Annotated in this window: 11 protein-coding genes, 1 tRNA gene and 1 pseudogene; 9 read left to right on the top strand and 4 right to left on the bottom strand. The window is 31.6% G+C overall.

What is annotated here, in order from left to right:
* Positions 1-77 precede the first annotated feature (77 nt).
* Positions 78-3,365: a DUF3427 domain-containing protein gene (locus P5P90_RS09720; protein ID WP_340696467.1), complete on the bottom strand. Its 3,288-nt coding sequence runs from the start codon at positions 3,363-3,365 to the stop codon at positions 78-80.
* Between the two features lie 81 nt (positions 3,366-3,446).
* Positions 3,447-3,845, bottom strand: coding sequence for a (deoxy)nucleoside triphosphate pyrophosphohydrolase (locus P5P90_RS09725; RefSeq protein WP_278034509.1), 399 nt, complete (start codon positions 3,843-3,845; stop codon positions 3,447-3,449).
* A 452-nt stretch (positions 3,846-4,297) separates the two neighbouring features.
* Between P5P90_RS09725 and P5P90_RS09730 the strand changes: the two genes are divergently transcribed.
* The 3 genes from P5P90_RS09730 (at position 4,298) to P5P90_RS09740 (ending at position 7,529) form a co-directional block, all read left to right on the top strand.
* Positions 4,298-4,441: a hypothetical protein gene (locus P5P90_RS09730; protein WP_278034510.1), complete on the top strand. Its 144-nt coding sequence runs from the start codon at positions 4,298-4,300 to the stop codon at positions 4,439-4,441.
* Between the two features lie 156 nt (positions 4,442-4,597).
* Positions 4,598-6,583 (top strand): glycoside hydrolase family 97 protein, encoded by a 1,986-nt coding sequence (locus tag P5P90_RS09735; protein ID WP_278034511.1) that lies wholly within the window; start codon positions 4,598-4,600, stop codon positions 6,581-6,583.
* A gap of 118 nt (positions 6,584-6,701) precedes the next feature.
* The gene (locus P5P90_RS09740; RefSeq protein ID WP_278034512.1) at positions 6,702-7,529 is read left to right on the top strand and encodes an SMP-30/gluconolactonase/LRE family protein; all 828 of its coding nucleotides are present in this window, start codon (positions 6,702-6,704) and stop codon (positions 7,527-7,529) included.
* 116 nt (positions 7,530-7,645) lie between these two features.
* Here P5P90_RS09740 and P5P90_RS09745 read toward each other — a convergent pair.
* A tRNA-Asn gene (locus P5P90_RS09745) sits at positions 7,646-7,719 on the bottom strand.
* Positions 7,720-8,029: 310 nt separating this feature from the next.
* On the opposite strand from P5P90_RS09745, the pseudogene P5P90_RS09750 reads away from it, so the two are divergent.
* Positions 8,030-8,161: pseudogene (locus tag P5P90_RS09750) on the top strand (ATPase); the annotation flags it as partial.
* Between the two features lie 122 nt (positions 8,162-8,283).
* On the opposite strand, the gene P5P90_RS09755 reads toward P5P90_RS09750, so the two are convergent.
* On the bottom strand, positions 8,284-9,165 hold the full coding sequence (locus P5P90_RS09755; RefSeq protein WP_278036511.1) for an IS982 family transposase: 882 nt from the start codon (positions 9,163-9,165) through the stop codon (positions 8,284-8,286).
* Between the two features lie 237 nt (positions 9,166-9,402).
* Between P5P90_RS09755 and P5P90_RS09760 the strand changes: the two genes are divergently transcribed.
* From P5P90_RS09760 to P5P90_RS09780, 5 genes are all read left to right on the top strand, one after another.
* Positions 9,403-12,123, top strand: coding sequence for a substrate-binding domain-containing protein (locus P5P90_RS09760; RefSeq protein ID WP_278034513.1), 2,721 nt, complete (start codon positions 9,403-9,405; stop codon positions 12,121-12,123).
* 334 nt (positions 12,124-12,457) lie between these two features.
* Positions 12,458-13,363 (top strand): glycoside hydrolase family protein, encoded by a 906-nt coding sequence (locus tag P5P90_RS09765; protein ID WP_278034514.1) that lies wholly within the window; start codon positions 12,458-12,460, stop codon positions 13,361-13,363.
* Positions 13,332-13,994 (top strand): glycoside hydrolase domain-containing protein, encoded by a 663-nt coding sequence (locus P5P90_RS09770; RefSeq protein WP_278034515.1) that lies wholly within the window; start codon positions 13,332-13,334, stop codon positions 13,992-13,994. The genes P5P90_RS09765 and P5P90_RS09770 overlap by 32 nt, the downstream gene beginning before the upstream one ends.
* 598 nt (positions 13,995-14,592) lie before the next feature.
* Positions 14,593-15,912, top strand: a complete 1,320-nt coding sequence (locus P5P90_RS09775; protein WP_278034516.1) for a sugar porter family MFS transporter — start codon at positions 14,593-14,595, stop codon at positions 15,910-15,912.
* Positions 15,913-15,915: 3 nt separating this feature from the next.
* On the top strand, positions 15,916-17,517 hold the full coding sequence (locus tag P5P90_RS09780) for a glycoside hydrolase family 32 protein (protein ID WP_278034517.1): 1,602 nt from the start codon (positions 15,916-15,918) through the stop codon (positions 17,515-17,517).
* Positions 17,518-17,530 lie beyond the last annotated feature (13 nt).

The raw sequence follows: 17,530 nt of genomic DNA on the forward strand, positions 1-17,530 counted from the left end.
GTGTTAGACTTCGACTTTAAAGGTAGGGAAAAAATAATAAATGTGTTTCTTATACTTATTTGTTGAAAATGAAATAACTATATCGATAAATTAATGATAGAAACAAATTCGCCAACAACTCTCATTGCTGCTCCATTTTCTTCATTGATAACAATATTTTCATATGAATCATCAAATGAATTAGGTCTCAAAACTATTGAAAGGTGTTGCCATCCTTCTTCTGTATATGTTTTTTCACTTGAATAAGTTTTGATTGTAAAAGCAGAATTAAAATCTGGATCTTGAATGTCCATATTTTCTATTAAAACGATTTTACCGTTTCTACTACCACCTGAATCCTTTTTAAATAAACAAATTGAACCGTTTGGGATTACTCTATTCATAGATTCACCAATTATTTTACAAGCAAAATAATCGGCGTTAATTTTGATGTTTTTAGGGACTTCAATTAAGCTAAAATCTTTGTCGTACTGCATTTCACTGAAAGTTCCTGCTGCAGCATAAAAGTTATATAATGGTATAAGATTCTTAGGTTCGATTGTATCTTGAATTGGAAAGATTTGATTTTCAATATCAACCTTATTATCTATTGTTTTTAATTTTTCTTCTGTTGTGATATAATGATAAATACTGTCAATTACTGGTTGTTTAAGATGAAATTTAAAATGTACAACTGGTAATTGAGTAATGGGCATATAACTTTGTTCAATAGAATTAGGTATTATAGTAACATCTCCCATGAAATAAAAATCAGTTCCTTCACCATCTTCTTTTTTTACAAATAGTAAAATTCGATTTGAATTAATTACATCTTTAATCTCATTACTATCTATCTTTCTATTTGATCTTGATTCCCATGCAAATGTCGAGGGATTAATAAAATGGTCATTGTAATTTATATTGTTATCTATTTCATCAGATTTATGATATGTTACAAAACATGGTGTGATTCTTTCGTTTGTACGATAGCCATAAACAGTACTACTGATGTCTTTTTCCCAATTTAACAATCTACACACGTCTTTTCGACTGTATTTGTTGTAGAGAATTAATCCATTTAAAAAGTATTCTTTTTTATATAAGGTATCAAATGTACTAATCGAATAATTTATAGAATCTAATAGAAAATGTTTAAAAATAGAATTCTTTAATACTTCTTTAAATTCATGTTGAAACTGTAATGTGTTCTCTTTTAAAGATATAATTTTCTCATCTTTTCTAATAAATAAAAAGTTTATGTTTCTTATGCAAGAATCAATAGTTGCTTGGTTTGGAGTATAATTATAAAGACTAAATATAGTTTTTTTAAATTCTGAAACACTTAATTCATGTTTTAGTATTAATTCTTTTAATATATAACTTTCTTCAACTCTTTTAGAATTATTAATTTCTTTAGAAAATAATTCTAAAAGTTTAATTTCTTTATGGGATAATTCTGATTTATAATCTTTTTCGATTTTTAAAATGAAATTATAATATGAATTGGAATAGTTTACATACAAATATGGGTCTCTTGAACCATGTTCAATAAAATCCATCATCATTGGAATTCGACCTAATTTGAATTTCAACAAATTGTAATCCTTTTTCAAATCAGCTAATAATTGCATATTTGCAGAATCAATTGACTTAAATATTTTTTCTTTAGTAATTTCGTCAAAATTGATGGTCGAAGCACCAGGAATCATTCTGCTACCCTCTGTAATTAGTTTTCTTAAAGTGTCCTTATTGTAAGAAGTATCACCATACAATGCAATAGGAATTAGATAATTATTTTCATAATTCCCAATAAAATCAATCACTGTTACATAACTTTTTCCATCAACTTTTCTTAGCCCTCTACCTAACTGCTGAATAAATATAATTGCAGATTCTGTAGGGCGGAGCATAATAATCTGATTGATTTTTGGAATATCAATTCCTTCGTTGAAAATATCAACTGTAAAAATATAATCTAGTTTTTCGTTTAAATTATCTGATTCTAATCTTTCAATAGATTTAGCTCTTTCTTCTTCTGAGCTATCACCTGTTAGAGCAATTGTTTTAAACCCTTTCAAATTGAATAACGCAGATAATTCGATTGCTTCGTTTTTTCTTGAACAAAATATTAAGCCTCTAGTTATTCCATTGTCGCTTCCATAAAAAGATGCTTGTTCAATTATTCTGTCTACTCTTTCACTTGATATTAATAAATTAAAATCTGATTTATTGTCAATCTCTTTATTATCAACTAATAAATCAGTTACTCCATAGTAGTGAAATGTACTTAACATTTCTTCCTCCATTGCTCTATTTAATCTAATCTCATAGGCAATATTATGATCAAATAATTGAAAAATATTGTTCCCATCAGTTCTTTCGGGTGTAGCTGTCATTCCTAAAAGGAATTTAGGCTCAAAATAATCTAATAAACGTAAATATGAATCTGCACCAGATCTATGAGTTTCATCAATGATTATATAATCAAAGTGATCTTTAGGGAAGTTTTCTAAGTGGGTTGATTTTGAAATTGTTTGTATTGTTGAAAATATAAAATCAGAATCTAATTCTCGTTTATCACCAGAGTAAAGCCCCATGGTTTTATTTTTTCCAAAAACTTTTTTAAATGTTTTTAAAGAATCTTTCGCAATTGTTAATCTATGAACTACAAATAATAATTTCTTAGTTTTAAAAGCTTTTGCATCAAAAGCCGAAAGATAAGTTTTACCTGTACCTGTAGCAGAAATAATTAAAGCTTTATTTTTTTTGTCTTCGCGTAATTTTCTTAAATTTTCCAATGCTTCTATTTGCATTGAATTAGGAGTAATTATTGTTTGAGATTCAATAACACTATTAATAGAATTTTCCTTATTTAGAAGAAATTGATTCTGATAAATTTCTTTGTAATGCAACAAAAATTCTTTCGTTACAGGTGTAGCTTTTTTAAAATCAGATTGAAATTCATTTACTACTTTTTCTACAATACCACTATCATCTAATGCGGAGATTTTAATGTTCCATTCTTTATTTGTTGATAAAGCTTGAGCAGTTAAGTTACTACTTCCAACAATTAGATTGTAATGTTCTTTGTTTTTAAAGATGTACCCTTTTGCATGAGCGTTACCGATTGTAGCAATTTTTAAGTTTATGTTTTTGAATTGTAATAATCTTTTAAGTGCTTCTGGTTGAGTAAAGTTTAGGTATTGAGAAACCAAAATTTCGCCTTTTATTCCGCGATTTTCTAGTTCTTTTAATTTGTTGATAATAGTAGCGACTCCACTCGTAGTAACAAATGCTACAGAGATATAGAAATAATTACAATTTTCAAGCTCCTGTAGTATGGTTGAAAGAATTTTTTTGGTGGATTTTTTTGATTGACAAGCAATTCAGGTTGATAAGCTACATCAGATAAGATATTTTTATCCACATAACCTGTTTGTAAACTTGAATTGAAAATTTGAATTAGCTTATCCATTTTTTATTAGTTTATCCACAATAGGAATATCAGCTGCAGCCCAATCTAGTTTTTTAAGTTCATTTAGACTTAGCCACTCATGTGCAATATGTTCATTTAGGATAAGTTCAGGTGTTTTAACTTCACAAATAAAACCGTGCATTGTTAATTCAAAATCAGGATATTGATGAACAACAGTAAGAAATAAAGATTTTATATCTGCGTTAATTATATTTAATTCTTCAGTTAATTCTCGATTTAAAGCTTCTATTTTAGTTTCTCCCTTTTCAATTTTTCCTCCGGGAAACTCGAATTTTTCAGAAATATATGGCAATTTATTTTGTGGTCTTTGTACACATAAAATTTTATTCTCGAAATATATTATTGCAGCTACTACTTCAATTTTTTTCATTTTGAAATGGAAAGTATGTATGTTAAATTATCATTATTTACAAATATACATTTTTTGAATTGACAAGCCATATGTTTTTCAATTTCCCCTAGCCCTGACCGCAGTGGAACTCCTGATGCGGCTGGCTTGGAATTTTTTCTTGTGCCAAAAGAGCGACTGAAGGAAGCTCCTTTTTGGCACTTAGAAAAATGCAAGCCAGCAAAATCAGAGTGGAGCGGAGGGCAGGATAAAGCTTCTTATAAACAACTTTCTATACTTCAGGAAAGGCTTATATTGTTGATTTTTCTTTTTTGCTCGATCAAAAAAGAAACAAAAAAATATTGAGATTTCTAATTTCTCGCAAAAACCGATAAAGGGGTTACCATTATTGATGCCAAAGGAATTAAAATTAGTAACGCCAAATTGGACATTAAAGAAAGTAATGTAATAGATATCTTCAATATTAAAATAGTGTGTTCAAATATGTTGAAATCAATTCCACTTCTTCTAAGGCAGTTACAATTAATGGAGGAGCTTGTGAGAATATTGATTTGACGACTTCCAATTTGTCTAATAAAACAACAATGGGTGATAAGGTTTCCAAAAAAGCCGTTTAGTTTTAATGCAATTCCCCAAGGATATTAAGCTCCAAAATGTTAGATTTTGGAGTTTTTTTTGTTAAAACTACAAATTAGTGTGTAATTAACACTTTATTCGTTATTAGAGTATAATTATTTGATATTTTTGATTTTTAACTCAATTATAAACCAAAAATGACTGATTCAATTTCAAAAACTTTACAAATACTTTTTTCTAAAGTAGCTTTTATTTTTTTATTGTTCAATTTTTCAGAAGTTCATTCTCAAGAACTAATTAAGACCCTTTCAAGTCCTGATGGTAAACTTAGTGTAAATGTAATGGTAAAAAACGGCACAGCATCTTATAGTGTTTCTTATAAAGGGAAAGTATATTTAGAGCCATCGCCATTGGGATTAAAAACCAATGTGGGTGATTTTAGCTGGGGTTTAGAGTTGAAAGATAAAGTCAATCAAAAAACAATTGATGAAACGTATGAATTGCCTAATATCAAGCAATCTAAAGTGCATTATGTAGCTAATGAATCCGTTTTTTCTTTTGTAAAAGACAACCGTTCAGCTATTGATGTTATTTTCAGAGTGAGCAATAATGATGTGGCTTTTAAGTATAAAGTATATCCGCAAAAATCAGCACTTGCCGCAGTGGTTCAGGCAGAAGCATCTGGATTTTTATTCCCTGCGGGAACTACTTCATTTCTTTCAGCACAAAGTAAAGCTATGGTGGGATGGGAGCGAACGATGCCTAGTTACGAAATTCCGTATGTTGTTGATGCAGCCGTAGGTGAAAATGGAAAAGGCGAAGGTTATACTTTTCCTTGTCTTTTTAAATTAAACAATGGAGGTTGGATTTTAGTATCCGAAACGGGAGTGGACAGTCAGTATTGTGCCAGTCGATTGATAGGTCATGAGAAAGGTTTGTACACTATTGGTTTTCCTATGCAAGGTGAAAATAATGGAAATGGTTCATCAACTCCTGGAATTAGACTTCCTGGCGAAACGCCTTGGCGAACCATTACTGTTGGAGAAACTTTAGAACCTATTGTAACTACGACAGTTCCGTTTGATTTAGTAAAACCTCGTTACGAAGCTTCTCAAAATTATAAGTATACTAAGGGTTCTTGGAGTTGGATTATTGGTATGGATAAAAGTACGGTATATGAGGAGCAACTTCGTTATATCGATTTTAGTGCTGCTATGGGGTATGAAACGGTTTTAGTTGATGCACTTTGGGATACTCAAGTAGGACGTGATAAGATTGCCGAATTAGCGAAATATGGAGCAACAAAAGGTGTTGGTTTGTATTTGTGGTATAATTCGAATGGATATTGGAATGATGCCCCACAAAGTCCAAGAGGAATTATGGATAAAACCATTGCGCGTCGTAAAGAGATGGCTTGGATGAAAAGTATTGGTATCAAAGGAATCAAAGTAGATTTCTTTGGAGGAGACAAACAAGAAACCATGAAATTGTATGAAGATATTTTGTACGATGCGAATGATTACGGAATTATGGTAATTTTTCATGGTACTACTTTACCTCGTGGATGGGAGCGCATGTATCCTAATTATGCATCAAGTGAAGCGGTTCTAGCTAGTGAAAATTTGTATTTCGGTCAAAGAAGTTGTGATTTGGAAGCTTTCAGTGCTACTTTACATACTTTTATCCGAAATACAGTGGGAAGTATGGATTTTGGAGGAAGTGCTTTGAATAAATTTTACAATGAGAACAATACGCCTAATAAAGGTTCTAAACGAATGACATCGGATGTGTATGCATTGGCAACGGCAGTATTGTTTCAAAGTGGGGTGCAGCATTTTGCATTGGCACCAAACAATTTAACCGATGCTCCAAAATGGGCTATCGATTTTATGAAGGAAGTCCCTACTACTTGGGATGAGGTGCGTTTTATCGATGGTTATCCAGGAAAATATGCAGTAATTGCGCGTCGTCATGGTACTAAATGGTACGTGGCAGGAATTAATGCACAAAAAGAAACCTTGAAGATTAAAGTAAAATTACCAATGATTGCTGCTGGTGCGGAGTTGAAACAATATCTGGATGATGCGCAATTAAACGGAAAAGTGATTAGTTCTAAATTGAAGAAAAATCAAGAAATGGAATTGGTTATTCCTTGTAACGGAGCAATTTTGATTTTGAATTAATAATTTATTTTTGTTTAGGTTTTTATTAAGAACCAAATTATTAAGCAACAATAAAGATTCAAAGAATCATATCGCTTTATTTATTGTATTTGATGTGTTTAAATAATTTGGAGATATCATGAAACATAAATTTTTAATCCTATCGGTTTTTATAGCAATTAGTTTTACTGTAAAAGCTCAGCATCTTTCAAAAGTTATTTGGGAAAGTCAAAATTTACCAGTACCTGAATCTGTCTTGTATCATAAAACCCAAAAAAATTTGTATGTAAGCCTAATTGACGGTGCGGGCAACGTAAAAGACGGAAAAGGAGGTATAGCTGTTCTTAATCCCGATGGTAGTGTGAAAAAAGCCAACTGGGTCAAAGGCTTAAATGCACCCAAAGGTTTGGCTGTCTATAAAAAAACGCTTTATGTGGCAGATATAACCACTGTGGTAAGCATTGATATTCCAACAGGAAAAATTATAAACAAACTGGAAATTGAAAATGCGGTATTCCTGAATGATGTAACGGTAGATAAAAAAGGCGTTGTTTATGTATCGGATACACGATCTAACAAAGTTTATCGTATCAATGACGGTAAAAGCGAACTTTACCTAGAAAACGTAACCAATACTAATGGTTTAAAATGGATTAATAAAAAGTTGTACGTTTTGGCGGGTACAGAGCTTTGGAAAATTGACGAAAATAAAAACAGCAGCGTTGTTGCCAAAGGTTTTGAAAAGCCGGGCGATGGCGTGGAACAGCTTCAAAACGGCGATTTCATAGTTACATGCTGGGCAGGATTGATTTATTATGTCAAAGCCAATGGCGAAATCAATAAATTACAGGATGTACAAGGACAAATGAACACCGCTGATTTGGGGTATAATTCTAAGGAAAATGTGTTGTACATTCCCACTTTTAACCATAACAGTGTTATTGCTTATAAGTTGCTGGCGGATTAAATTTTTTTTTTTAAAGAATGTAAAATAGAAAAACCTTTGCAGTGATGCGGAGGTTTTTTTGTGAAGTTTAGCACAAAAAAAAGACCATCATTCCTGATAGTCTTTTCTAAAAAAAGCTCCCCCTCTTGGGCTCGAACCAAGGACCCTCTGATTAACAGTCAGATGCTCTAACCAACTGAGCTAAGGAGGAAACTGTATATTTAATATGCGTAAGGAACGTATTTGTTTGCTATTGTTAAGCTGTGTTAGCTTGTTCTTAGCGGATGCAAATATAAGAGCTTTTTTGAATGTAGCAAATAAAAGAGTTGTTAATTCATTATAAGATTTGGAAAGTTTAGTGCAAAAAAAAAAGACCATCATTGCTGATGGTCTTTCTAATAAAAGCTCCTCAAAATATAGTTTTTTCGAACCGGTTTAAGACAGATTCAGAGAAATAATATGTAATGAGTTTAGAACTTAGAGTATAATTTTTTGTTACCTAGTAAAAGGTAAATTGAAATATAGAAACTAATATAACAACCAATCTTTCCGCTTCTGAAATTGAAAAAGCCTATGGTAACCATGTGCGTACTCGTTTAAGGCAAATGTTTAATTTGATTGCATTTGATAAGGAAACGAAAGATAAGAGGTAAATTAAACTTTTAGCACATAAATTTAGATTACTAAAATAAGGGTTTAAAATATTACAATTAATCCACACTGAGTAAAATGGTTATTATTAAAAAAATAACTTTAAAAAACCCGTAGTGCATTATTAAGTTAAATTAATTTTCAGATTATTGAGGTTTCTTCCAAAGACGAATTTGTTTAAATATTGTATAGTGGTTAATGTCGTTATTTTAGAAAGAATCCTTGTTTTAAATCCTTTAAAAGATTTAGCATAATTACGCCTAATCATAAACTGATCACACAATTGAGAGAATAAGGTTTCTATACGTTTTCTAAACTTTTTAAATTGATAAAACTGTGGTTTATAGTCTTTTTGATTCACCCGTTTCGGAGTTTCCAATTCGATATTTACCTCATTAAACAAATCAAGTTGGATGGTTTGAGAGAGGTATCCTCTATCTCCAAGCAACACACAATCTGATAATTGCGATTTTATATCTTTTAGATAATGAATATCATGAACCGAAGCAGGAGTTAAATCAAAACTTTGAAAAACTCCTTCAATAGAACATACAGCATGCAATTTGTATCCGTAATAGTGTAAATTTTGAGAGGCGCAAAATCCTTTATTTGGAAGGGCATAATCTTCTTCTTTACAAATTTTACTTCTTGAAGAACGAGCTATTTTGCAAACCTCTAAAGGCATACTATCAACCACAAAATAATTTTCAAATTCATTAAATTTTTCAACCATTTTCATTCTTATTTCTTCAATATGAAAAAACAACTGTCGTTTTCTTCTGTTATAAACAGTACGTTCGATTTTTGAACTAATATCAAGACCCTTTATTTCTCTAAAAAGCTGATGTTCAGAATCAATAGATTTAAATTCTGCCAAAACAATTAAGCTAATCAGTTCAATGTCAGATAATTTTGGTTTTATAGGTTTGAAATAAAAATTTTCTGTTTTTGTTAGTTTTCGTAATTCCGTAAGAATTAATTCGTAATTTGCCTCTAAGTTGCTCATAGCTGTAATTGACTGGTAATCATTACAATTTAACACTTTTTGGTGTTTTGAGCAACTTCTTTTTATAATGCACTACGGGTTTTAAAAAATATAAAAATGATATAAAAATGATAGATATTGCTCATATTTATTAGATTTACATATATTTTTAAAATGGATAAAAGTTGAAATTATTGCTCTAAAAATTTTTCAGATAACTGTTTAATTTACAGTATTGATTTAACCAAATTTAATCTCATGTCATCAAAGTATTACTCTATAATAATCTGCTTTTTTATTGTTTTGTTGCATTCATGTGGAAAATCTTCAGGAAAAGAAGATAAAATTACAATTGGATTTTCTCAAAGTGTAGGTAATGATCTTTGGCGAACTTCTATGAATCACTCAATGGAAGTGGAAGCCTCGCTCCATCCGGGAATAAATTTGACAATTTACAATGCTAACAGATCGGCTAGCAGGCAAATTAGTGATATACAGAAATTTATTGACAGTAAAGTAGATGTAATAATTGTTTCTCCATTCGATTCGGACTCAATAGTCCCAGTTATTGAAAAAGCGAGAGAAAATGGAATACCTGTAATTATAATTGATCGTAAAGCAAATACTTCTAATTATACTGCATTTATTGGTGCGGATAATATAGAAGTGGGCAGATTGGCGGGAAAACACATCGTGTCTAGTACTCATGGTAGTGGAAATGTTATTGAAATTAAAGCTGATTTGAAGACATCTCCAGGTTTTGAAAGAAGTTTTGGATTTAAACAAATTGTTAAGCAATATCCGGGAATTAAGGTGATTTCTATATCAGCTGATGATTTTGGTCATCCAAATCAAAATTATAATGAAATATTGGATAGTTTACAACGTGTTGATTTTGTTTATGCATTTAATGATCTAATTGCATATGATGCGTGGAAAATTGCAAAGAAAAAAGGTTTAGAAAAGAAAATAAACTTTATTGGAGTTGATGGTTTAAATGGTCCATATGGTGGAATTCAATTAGTAAAAGATGGTATATTAGAGTCGACTGTGTTATATCCTACAGGAGGTAGTGAAGCTATCAAATTGGCAATACGTTTAGCGAACAAAGAGATAGTTCCCAAAAACAATAAATTAAATACAATTTTAATTGATTCCCTAAATGCAGATATAATGAGTAATCAGTTTGATAAAATTACAATTCAGCAATCGGATATTGAGCAGCAGCAAAAGGTTATCAAAAATCAGGAGAAAAAATATGCAAGCCAGAATAATCTTTTAAAATTGTTGACTTTTTTATTGGTAATAGTCTTAGGTCTGGCTATTTATAGTATTTACTCGAGAATTATGATTAGTCGAAAGAAACAGGAATTAGAGGAAACCAATAAAAAAATCAAACACCAAAGAAATGAAATTAAAAAGTTTTCTAATGAATTAAAACAAAGTAATGAGGCGAGATTGAACTTTTTTACGGGCTTGTCACACGAATTCAAAACACCTTTAACGCTGATTTTGAGTTCGGTTGAATCCCTGGAAAGTGAATTTAAGAATAAAGGAATTGCTTTCAATAAAGAAATTAATTTGATGTATAACAATTCCAGAAGATTACTGCGTTTAATCAATCAGTTATTGGATTATAGAAAAACCGAGGATCAAAAATTTACTTTGAGAGCATCGCAAACCAATTTATTGGATTTTTCAAAAGGTATTGTAAGTGATTTTGACCGCGAAGCAAAGAAAAAGAATATTGATTTTTCATTGACTACTAACAATGAAAATTTAGAGGTTTATATCGATAGAAATTTAATGGATAAAGTCTATTTTAATCTGTTGTCAAACGCCTTTAAATTTACACCTGAAAACGGTAAAATCAGTATTTCGATAAAAGAAGATAGGGAGAATAATGTTGTTCATATTCACTTTAAGGATTCGGGAATTGGCATACCAGAAAAAGAAATTGATCAGGTATTTAACGCTTTTTATCAGGGGTCTAATAATTATAGAAACAGTTCGGGAATTGGACTGCATTTATCAAAGAGTTTTATTGATTTGCACAAAGGAAGTATTGATGTTGTTTCAAAAAACGGAGCAGAATTTATCATTACATTACCACTTGGAAAAGAGCATTTAGATGAAAAATCGATAGTTAAAGAAGCTGCATTAGATTATGTACATCAATCCGATTATTTGGATTCTGAAGTTATTCAAAAGAAAGAACCTCAGCATAATGAGGATAGGTATTCGATTCTTTATATAGAGGATAATAAAGATCTTTTGGATTTTGTATCGAATAAGTTTTCAACCGAATATACTTTTTTTACTTCAGATGGAACTAATGCTGTGGAATATGCTTTAGAGTTAATTCCTGATATTATTATTTGCGATTTGAATTTGCCGGAGCTGAATGGATTTCAAATTTGTGAAAAACTCAAAAAAGATTTGAGAACTTCTCATATCCCGACGATTATATTAACCTCTTCGGACGATCAGGATTCTTATTTACAGGCTTTAGATAGTGGTGCAGATGTTTTCCTGACCAAACCATTTAATTTAAAAGTATTGGCGCAGTCCATCAAAGCCTTGCTTTTTAACAGAGAGAAATTAAGGTATTATTATACCAATAATATAATTAATATCGAAGAAAGGACTTTTGGAGTTAGCGAACAGGATTTTCTTAAAAAGCTTAACGAACTGATTGAGAAAAACTTAGATAATTCGGCTTATACCGTGGAAGATTTAGCTAAAAACCTGGCTATTTCCCGTGTGCAATTGTATCGTAAAGTCAAAGCAATATTGGGAATTAGCATCAGTGATCATATCAATAATATAAGATTAGAAAAGTCTAAAGAATTTTTGAAAAAATCAGATCTAACAATTTCAGAGATTGCTTATGCGGTAGGTTTTTCTACACCGAATTACTTTTCAACCTCATTCAAAAATAAATTTGGAATTTCCCCTAAGGAGTATAAAAATATTTAGGTATCATCAGTGTACTTTCTGGTAACATAAACAGAATTAGCGTTCTGTATTGTGATTTTTTTTCAGTTTAATTTGTTGATTTTTAGTTCTTTGTGAATTTGAGGTGTTTTTAAATAGTATTGTAGGAAATGGTAACATTTCAGGAGGGCTAACGGTAATTTAGTAAATATCTTAGTAATAGAATTGTACTATTCTTAAGATTATAAAAGGGATTTGCTTAAATATCTTTTTTCCTTTTTGAATCGAATCTATTGCTAACTAAATTATTTAATCCGGAATTGTCGGGTATTCTTGAATGCATGATAGTTTCGTTAAACCAACAAAAACCATGAGAATGAATTTTCAAATTGTATGCCTTTCTTTTTGTTTCGCACTATTTTATAATTGCAGTAAAGATAGTGGTGCGGCTATCGAAAATCCTGATGCTGCAACCAATGCTCCAGCTTGTCAGACGATAGCTGAATCAGCAAATCAGTATACCACTTTTTATAAACCAACAAACGGTTGGGTAGGAGATCCGATGCCGTTTTATGAAAATGGAAAATTTCATATTTTCTATTTGTATGATGCCAGAAACACCTTGCCTACTTTTCATCCCTGGTATAAAGTGATGACGGCTGATTTTGCCACATTTACCGAAAATAGCGAGATGATTCCAACTGGGAATGCCACAGACCAAGACGGGGCATTAGGAACAGGTTCCGTTTTTAAATGGAACGGAACGTATTATGCTTTCTATACCGGGCATAACGGAATTTTGGATCCCAAAGAAAAAATTATGTTAGCCACTTCAACCGATTTAAAAAGCTGGACAAAGAATCCGTCATTTCAGTTACAGGCTTCTTGGGGATACGATCGCAACGAATTTAGAGATCCAATTATTATAGAAGATAAAAGTAACGGAACCTTTAAAATGTTGATTGCGACACGTTCTGAAGTCGATTTGGTTTCGAATGCGAATGTGCCATGGCGCGCTGTGATTGCGCAATACAGTTCAACCAACTTAATCGATTGGACTTTGGAGAAACCTTTTTATGAAGATACTTCTACATTTATAACCGAATGTCCTGACATATTCACGATGGGACAGTATCAATATCTGATTTATTCTAATATTGATGACCGTATGGTGCATTACAAATACCGCTCTTTAACTTCAAATGTCTGGATAACTCCCGAAAACAGTAAATTAGACGGTATTGCTTTTTATGCAGGGAGAACCGTTCTCAGATGGAGCTAATCGATATATAATGGGCTGGTGTCCTACCAAAAATAAAAATAGTGATTCCAATGTTTTTGATTGGGCAGGATCATTAGTGACTCATCGCCTGATTCAGCATTCCGATGGAACTTTTGCGGTTGCCATTCCGGATGGGGTGAATGATAAGTTTAATGTTAATGAAGCACTGCAATCCGTAAGTAATTTTGGGATGACAAAACAAGGTGACGCCTATGTTTTGAAGGCTAATGGTTCGCAAAAAGCATTTTCAGTATTCGACAGGAGAGCGGACGTTTTTAAAATTAAAACACATATCAAAGCGACAACTTCTTCGCAATTTGGTTTTGAATTTGGGGCCTGTGGAACACGAAATGAAGTTTTTGCCCTTGTGTTTGATTTAGCCAAAAATCAATTGAGATTGGATAAAGTAATCAAAAACAGTGCGCCGTTAAACCTGACTCAATTACCGCTTAAAGTACCAGCTAACAAAGAATTTGATGTTACAATTGTATCCGAGAATTCAGTGTGCGTCATATATATTAATAATGAAATAGCATTTACGAACCGTATTTATAAAATGAACCGAAATCCGTGGGCTGTTTTTGCAGATAATGGTGAGGTTACTTTTTCAGATTTGAAAATTTTCAAATAAGTCTAAAACCAAGATAAAAGATAAATCAGTTTCGCTTCTAATAAGCACGTTTTGAAAAGAGCGTGCTTATTTTTTAGCCTTACAATCAAGCCCATCAAAAGATATTTTTGACGGGCTTTTTTATAATCAGATTAAAAAGGATTTTTGTAAAAGAATAACACTGTTAATAAGACCATGCTGTTAGACTTATTTACTAAAATAGTTCATCGAAAGGATATTATGATTTCATTTTTAATCCCGTTCTAAAATGAATCTGATTGAACTAATAGTGTTTTGAAAAATCAACGTGCCTAAAATTTTCATAAAAAAATCCCGGTGATCTCTAAAAAAAGCATAAGACTATGTTAAATGAAACACAAGTACACTGAATCATCTTTCATTTTCTGAAAACAAGCGTAACATCATTGTAATTGGTGTAACATCATTGTAACTATAACGAAATAGTTTTTGGCCTGTGTTTTATTTTAAGCTACTGAAATCAAGTGTTTTGAGGGTGTGGTATTGGGGTTTTGGTGAGATTGTATGTAATTGATACATATTCAAAATAGCTAGCTTTTTTTTACATATAGCTTAGCAACTCAATATTAATTTTTAAATAATGAAAAAAATAGTTGTTTGGTCTGTGATTGCTTCATTAGCAGGTTTTCTTTTTGGATTTGATACGGTAGTGATTTCAGGAGCCGATAAAAAATTACAGGCAATCTGGAATTCATCAGATGCTTTTCATGGTACAGTTGTAATGGGTATGGCGCTTTGGGGGACTGTTTTTGGTGCTATATTTGGAGGTATACCTACTAATAAAATAGGAAGAAAAAATACTTTATTATGGATAGGTATTTTGTTTTTCTTTTCTGCTATTGGATCCGCTTTAGCAAATGATCCTTATGTTTTTGCAGCATTTAGATTTATTGGAGGTTTGGGTGTAGGAGCATCTACAATTGCTGCTCCGGCTTATATTTCTGAGATAGCACCGGCAAAAGACCGAGGGAAATTAGTTGCTTTCTATCAGTTTAATATTGTTTTAGGGATTTTGATGGCTTTTCTGTCTAATTATTTGTTGAGAAATACAGGAGAGAATTCATGGAGATGGATGATGGGAGTACAAGCCTTTCCTTCCTTTATATATACGCTGTTCGTTTTTGGTATTCCTAAGAGTCCAAGATGGCTGTTGTCTAAATCCAGAAATGAAGAAGCTAAAAAGATTTTGGCTTTAATGGGGCAGGAAGCCGATTATGAGCAAATGAAAAAAGAGATTGAGCTGGATAATAGCAATGCCGCTAATACCAATGACAACATTTTTTTAAAAAAATACCGTACTCCACTAATCCTGGCTTTTTTAATAGCCTTATTTAATCAGTTATCAGGGATTAACGCTTTTCTGTATTATTCTCCCCGAATTTTTCAGGAAGCAGGTTTAGGCGAGAGTACTGCATTATTGAGTAGTATTGGTATCGGTGTAGTCAATTTAGTATTCACCTTATTGGGAGTTTCATTAATTGACAGGTTGGGTAGAAAAGTACTCATGTATATTGGGTCAGTAGGTTATATTATTTCGCTGAGTCTTGTTGCTATTGCTTTCTTTTTAAAATGGCAGGGAATGGCAGTTCCTATTTTTCTGTTCCTCTTTATTGCAGCTCACGCAATTGGTCAGGGTGCTGTAATCTGGGTTTTTATTTCAGAGATTTTCCCTAATCACCTCAGAGCTTCAGGACAGGCTTTCGGGAGTACTACGCATTGGGTTTTGGCAGCAATAATTCCATCACTAATTCCATTTTTATTTTCTTCAATCGGAGCGGGTGTGGTGTTTTTATTCTTTGCCGTAATGATGGTTTTTCAACTTTTGTTTGTGGCTTTTTTAATGCCGGAAACCAAAGGAATTTCTTTAGAAGAATTAAGTAAAAAATTAATAAAAGAATAGATCATGACTAAAATTGCTATTAAAAAACACGCTAAATTATTGTTGTGTACCATAGGTTTACTGACTTTGTTTAATTGTAAAGAGTCTTCAGTATCAGATAAAAAAGCATATACGGAAGAAGAATTATATAGACCGAATTTACATTTTACACCTAAAAAAGGTTGGACAAATGATCCTAATGGAATGTTTTATTATAATGGTTATTACCATCTTTTTTTTCAACATTATCCTGACTCCAATGTTTGGGGGCCTATGCATTGGGGGCATGCAATTAGTACAGATATGGTTAGATGGACTGAAAAGCCAATTGCAATCTATCCAGATGAGAAAGGATATATTTTTTCAGGTAGTGCAATAGTAGATCTAAAAAACACTTCTGGTTTTGGAAGTCTGAAAAATCCGCCTATTGTAGCGATGTTTACCTATCATGATCCTAAAAAAGAAAAAACTGGTGAGCCAGGAGTTCAATCCCAAGGTATCGCTTATTCTTTAGACGAAGGTTTAACTTGGAAAAAATATGAAAAAAATCCGGTAGTAGAATTTCCTTCGATTAAAGATTTCAGAGATCCAAAGATGACCTGGGATAACATTCACAAACAATGGTTAATGGTTTTAGCTGCTGGAAATAAAACAATTTTTTATAGTTCTAAGAATTTGAAAGATTGGGAAAAACTTTCCGATTTCGGTGAAAATATTGGAGCTCATGGAGGAGTATGGGAGTGTCCTGATTTTTTTCCAATGATGGTAAATGGAAAAGACGAATATAAGTGGGTGCTTTTACTTAGTATTAACCCTGGAGGTCCCAATGGAGGATCTGCTACTCAATATTTTGTAGGTGACTTCGATGGGAAAACTTTCGTTTTAGATAAAACTTTTGCAAAAGATATAGAAAATAAAAAAGGTATTTGGATTGACTATGGGAAAGATAATTATGCGGGGGTGACTTGGTCTAATATTTCTGAAACTGATGGAAGAAAGCTGTTTGTAGGATGGATGTCTAATTGGGAATATGCTAATAAAGTACCTACAGAAAAATGGCGTGGTAGTATGACTATACCCAGAGAATTGAGTCTTTTTGAAGAAAATGGTCACTATAAAGTTGCTTCACTACCTATTAGAGAGTTGTTGAACTATGCATCAAAAACAATTAAAAAAGATGTTATTAGAATTAAGGATAATAAAACGGTATTGTTTGATAAATCATTGCTTGATTTTTCAAGTTTAGATATACAATTTACTCTCGATAATTTGAAAAAAGATATTTATACATTTTCAATCTCCAATAGTGCCAATAATGTTGTCAGTTTTGGTTTAAATAAAAAGGAAAATTATTTTTTCATTGATAGAAAGAAATCAGGTGATTTGTCTTTTTCAGATGATTTTGCAAAACAAATTTCAAAAGCTCCTTTTTCCGGAGATTTCAATAAAATAGATATTAGAATTATCGTTGATAAAACTTCAATAGAAGTGTTTTATGATAATGGAAAAACGGTAATGACAGAAATCTTTTTTTCAGATAAACCGATGGAACAATTTTATGTAACCAAAGGAAATTCTGATTTTAAAATCGAAAACTTAACTATTAACCAATTAAATTTAAACTAAACCCTATGAATTA

Source organism: Flavobacterium nitratireducens (assembly GCF_029625335.1).
Classification (GTDB): Bacteria; Bacteroidota; Bacteroidia; order Flavobacteriales; family Flavobacteriaceae; genus Flavobacterium; species Flavobacterium nitratireducens.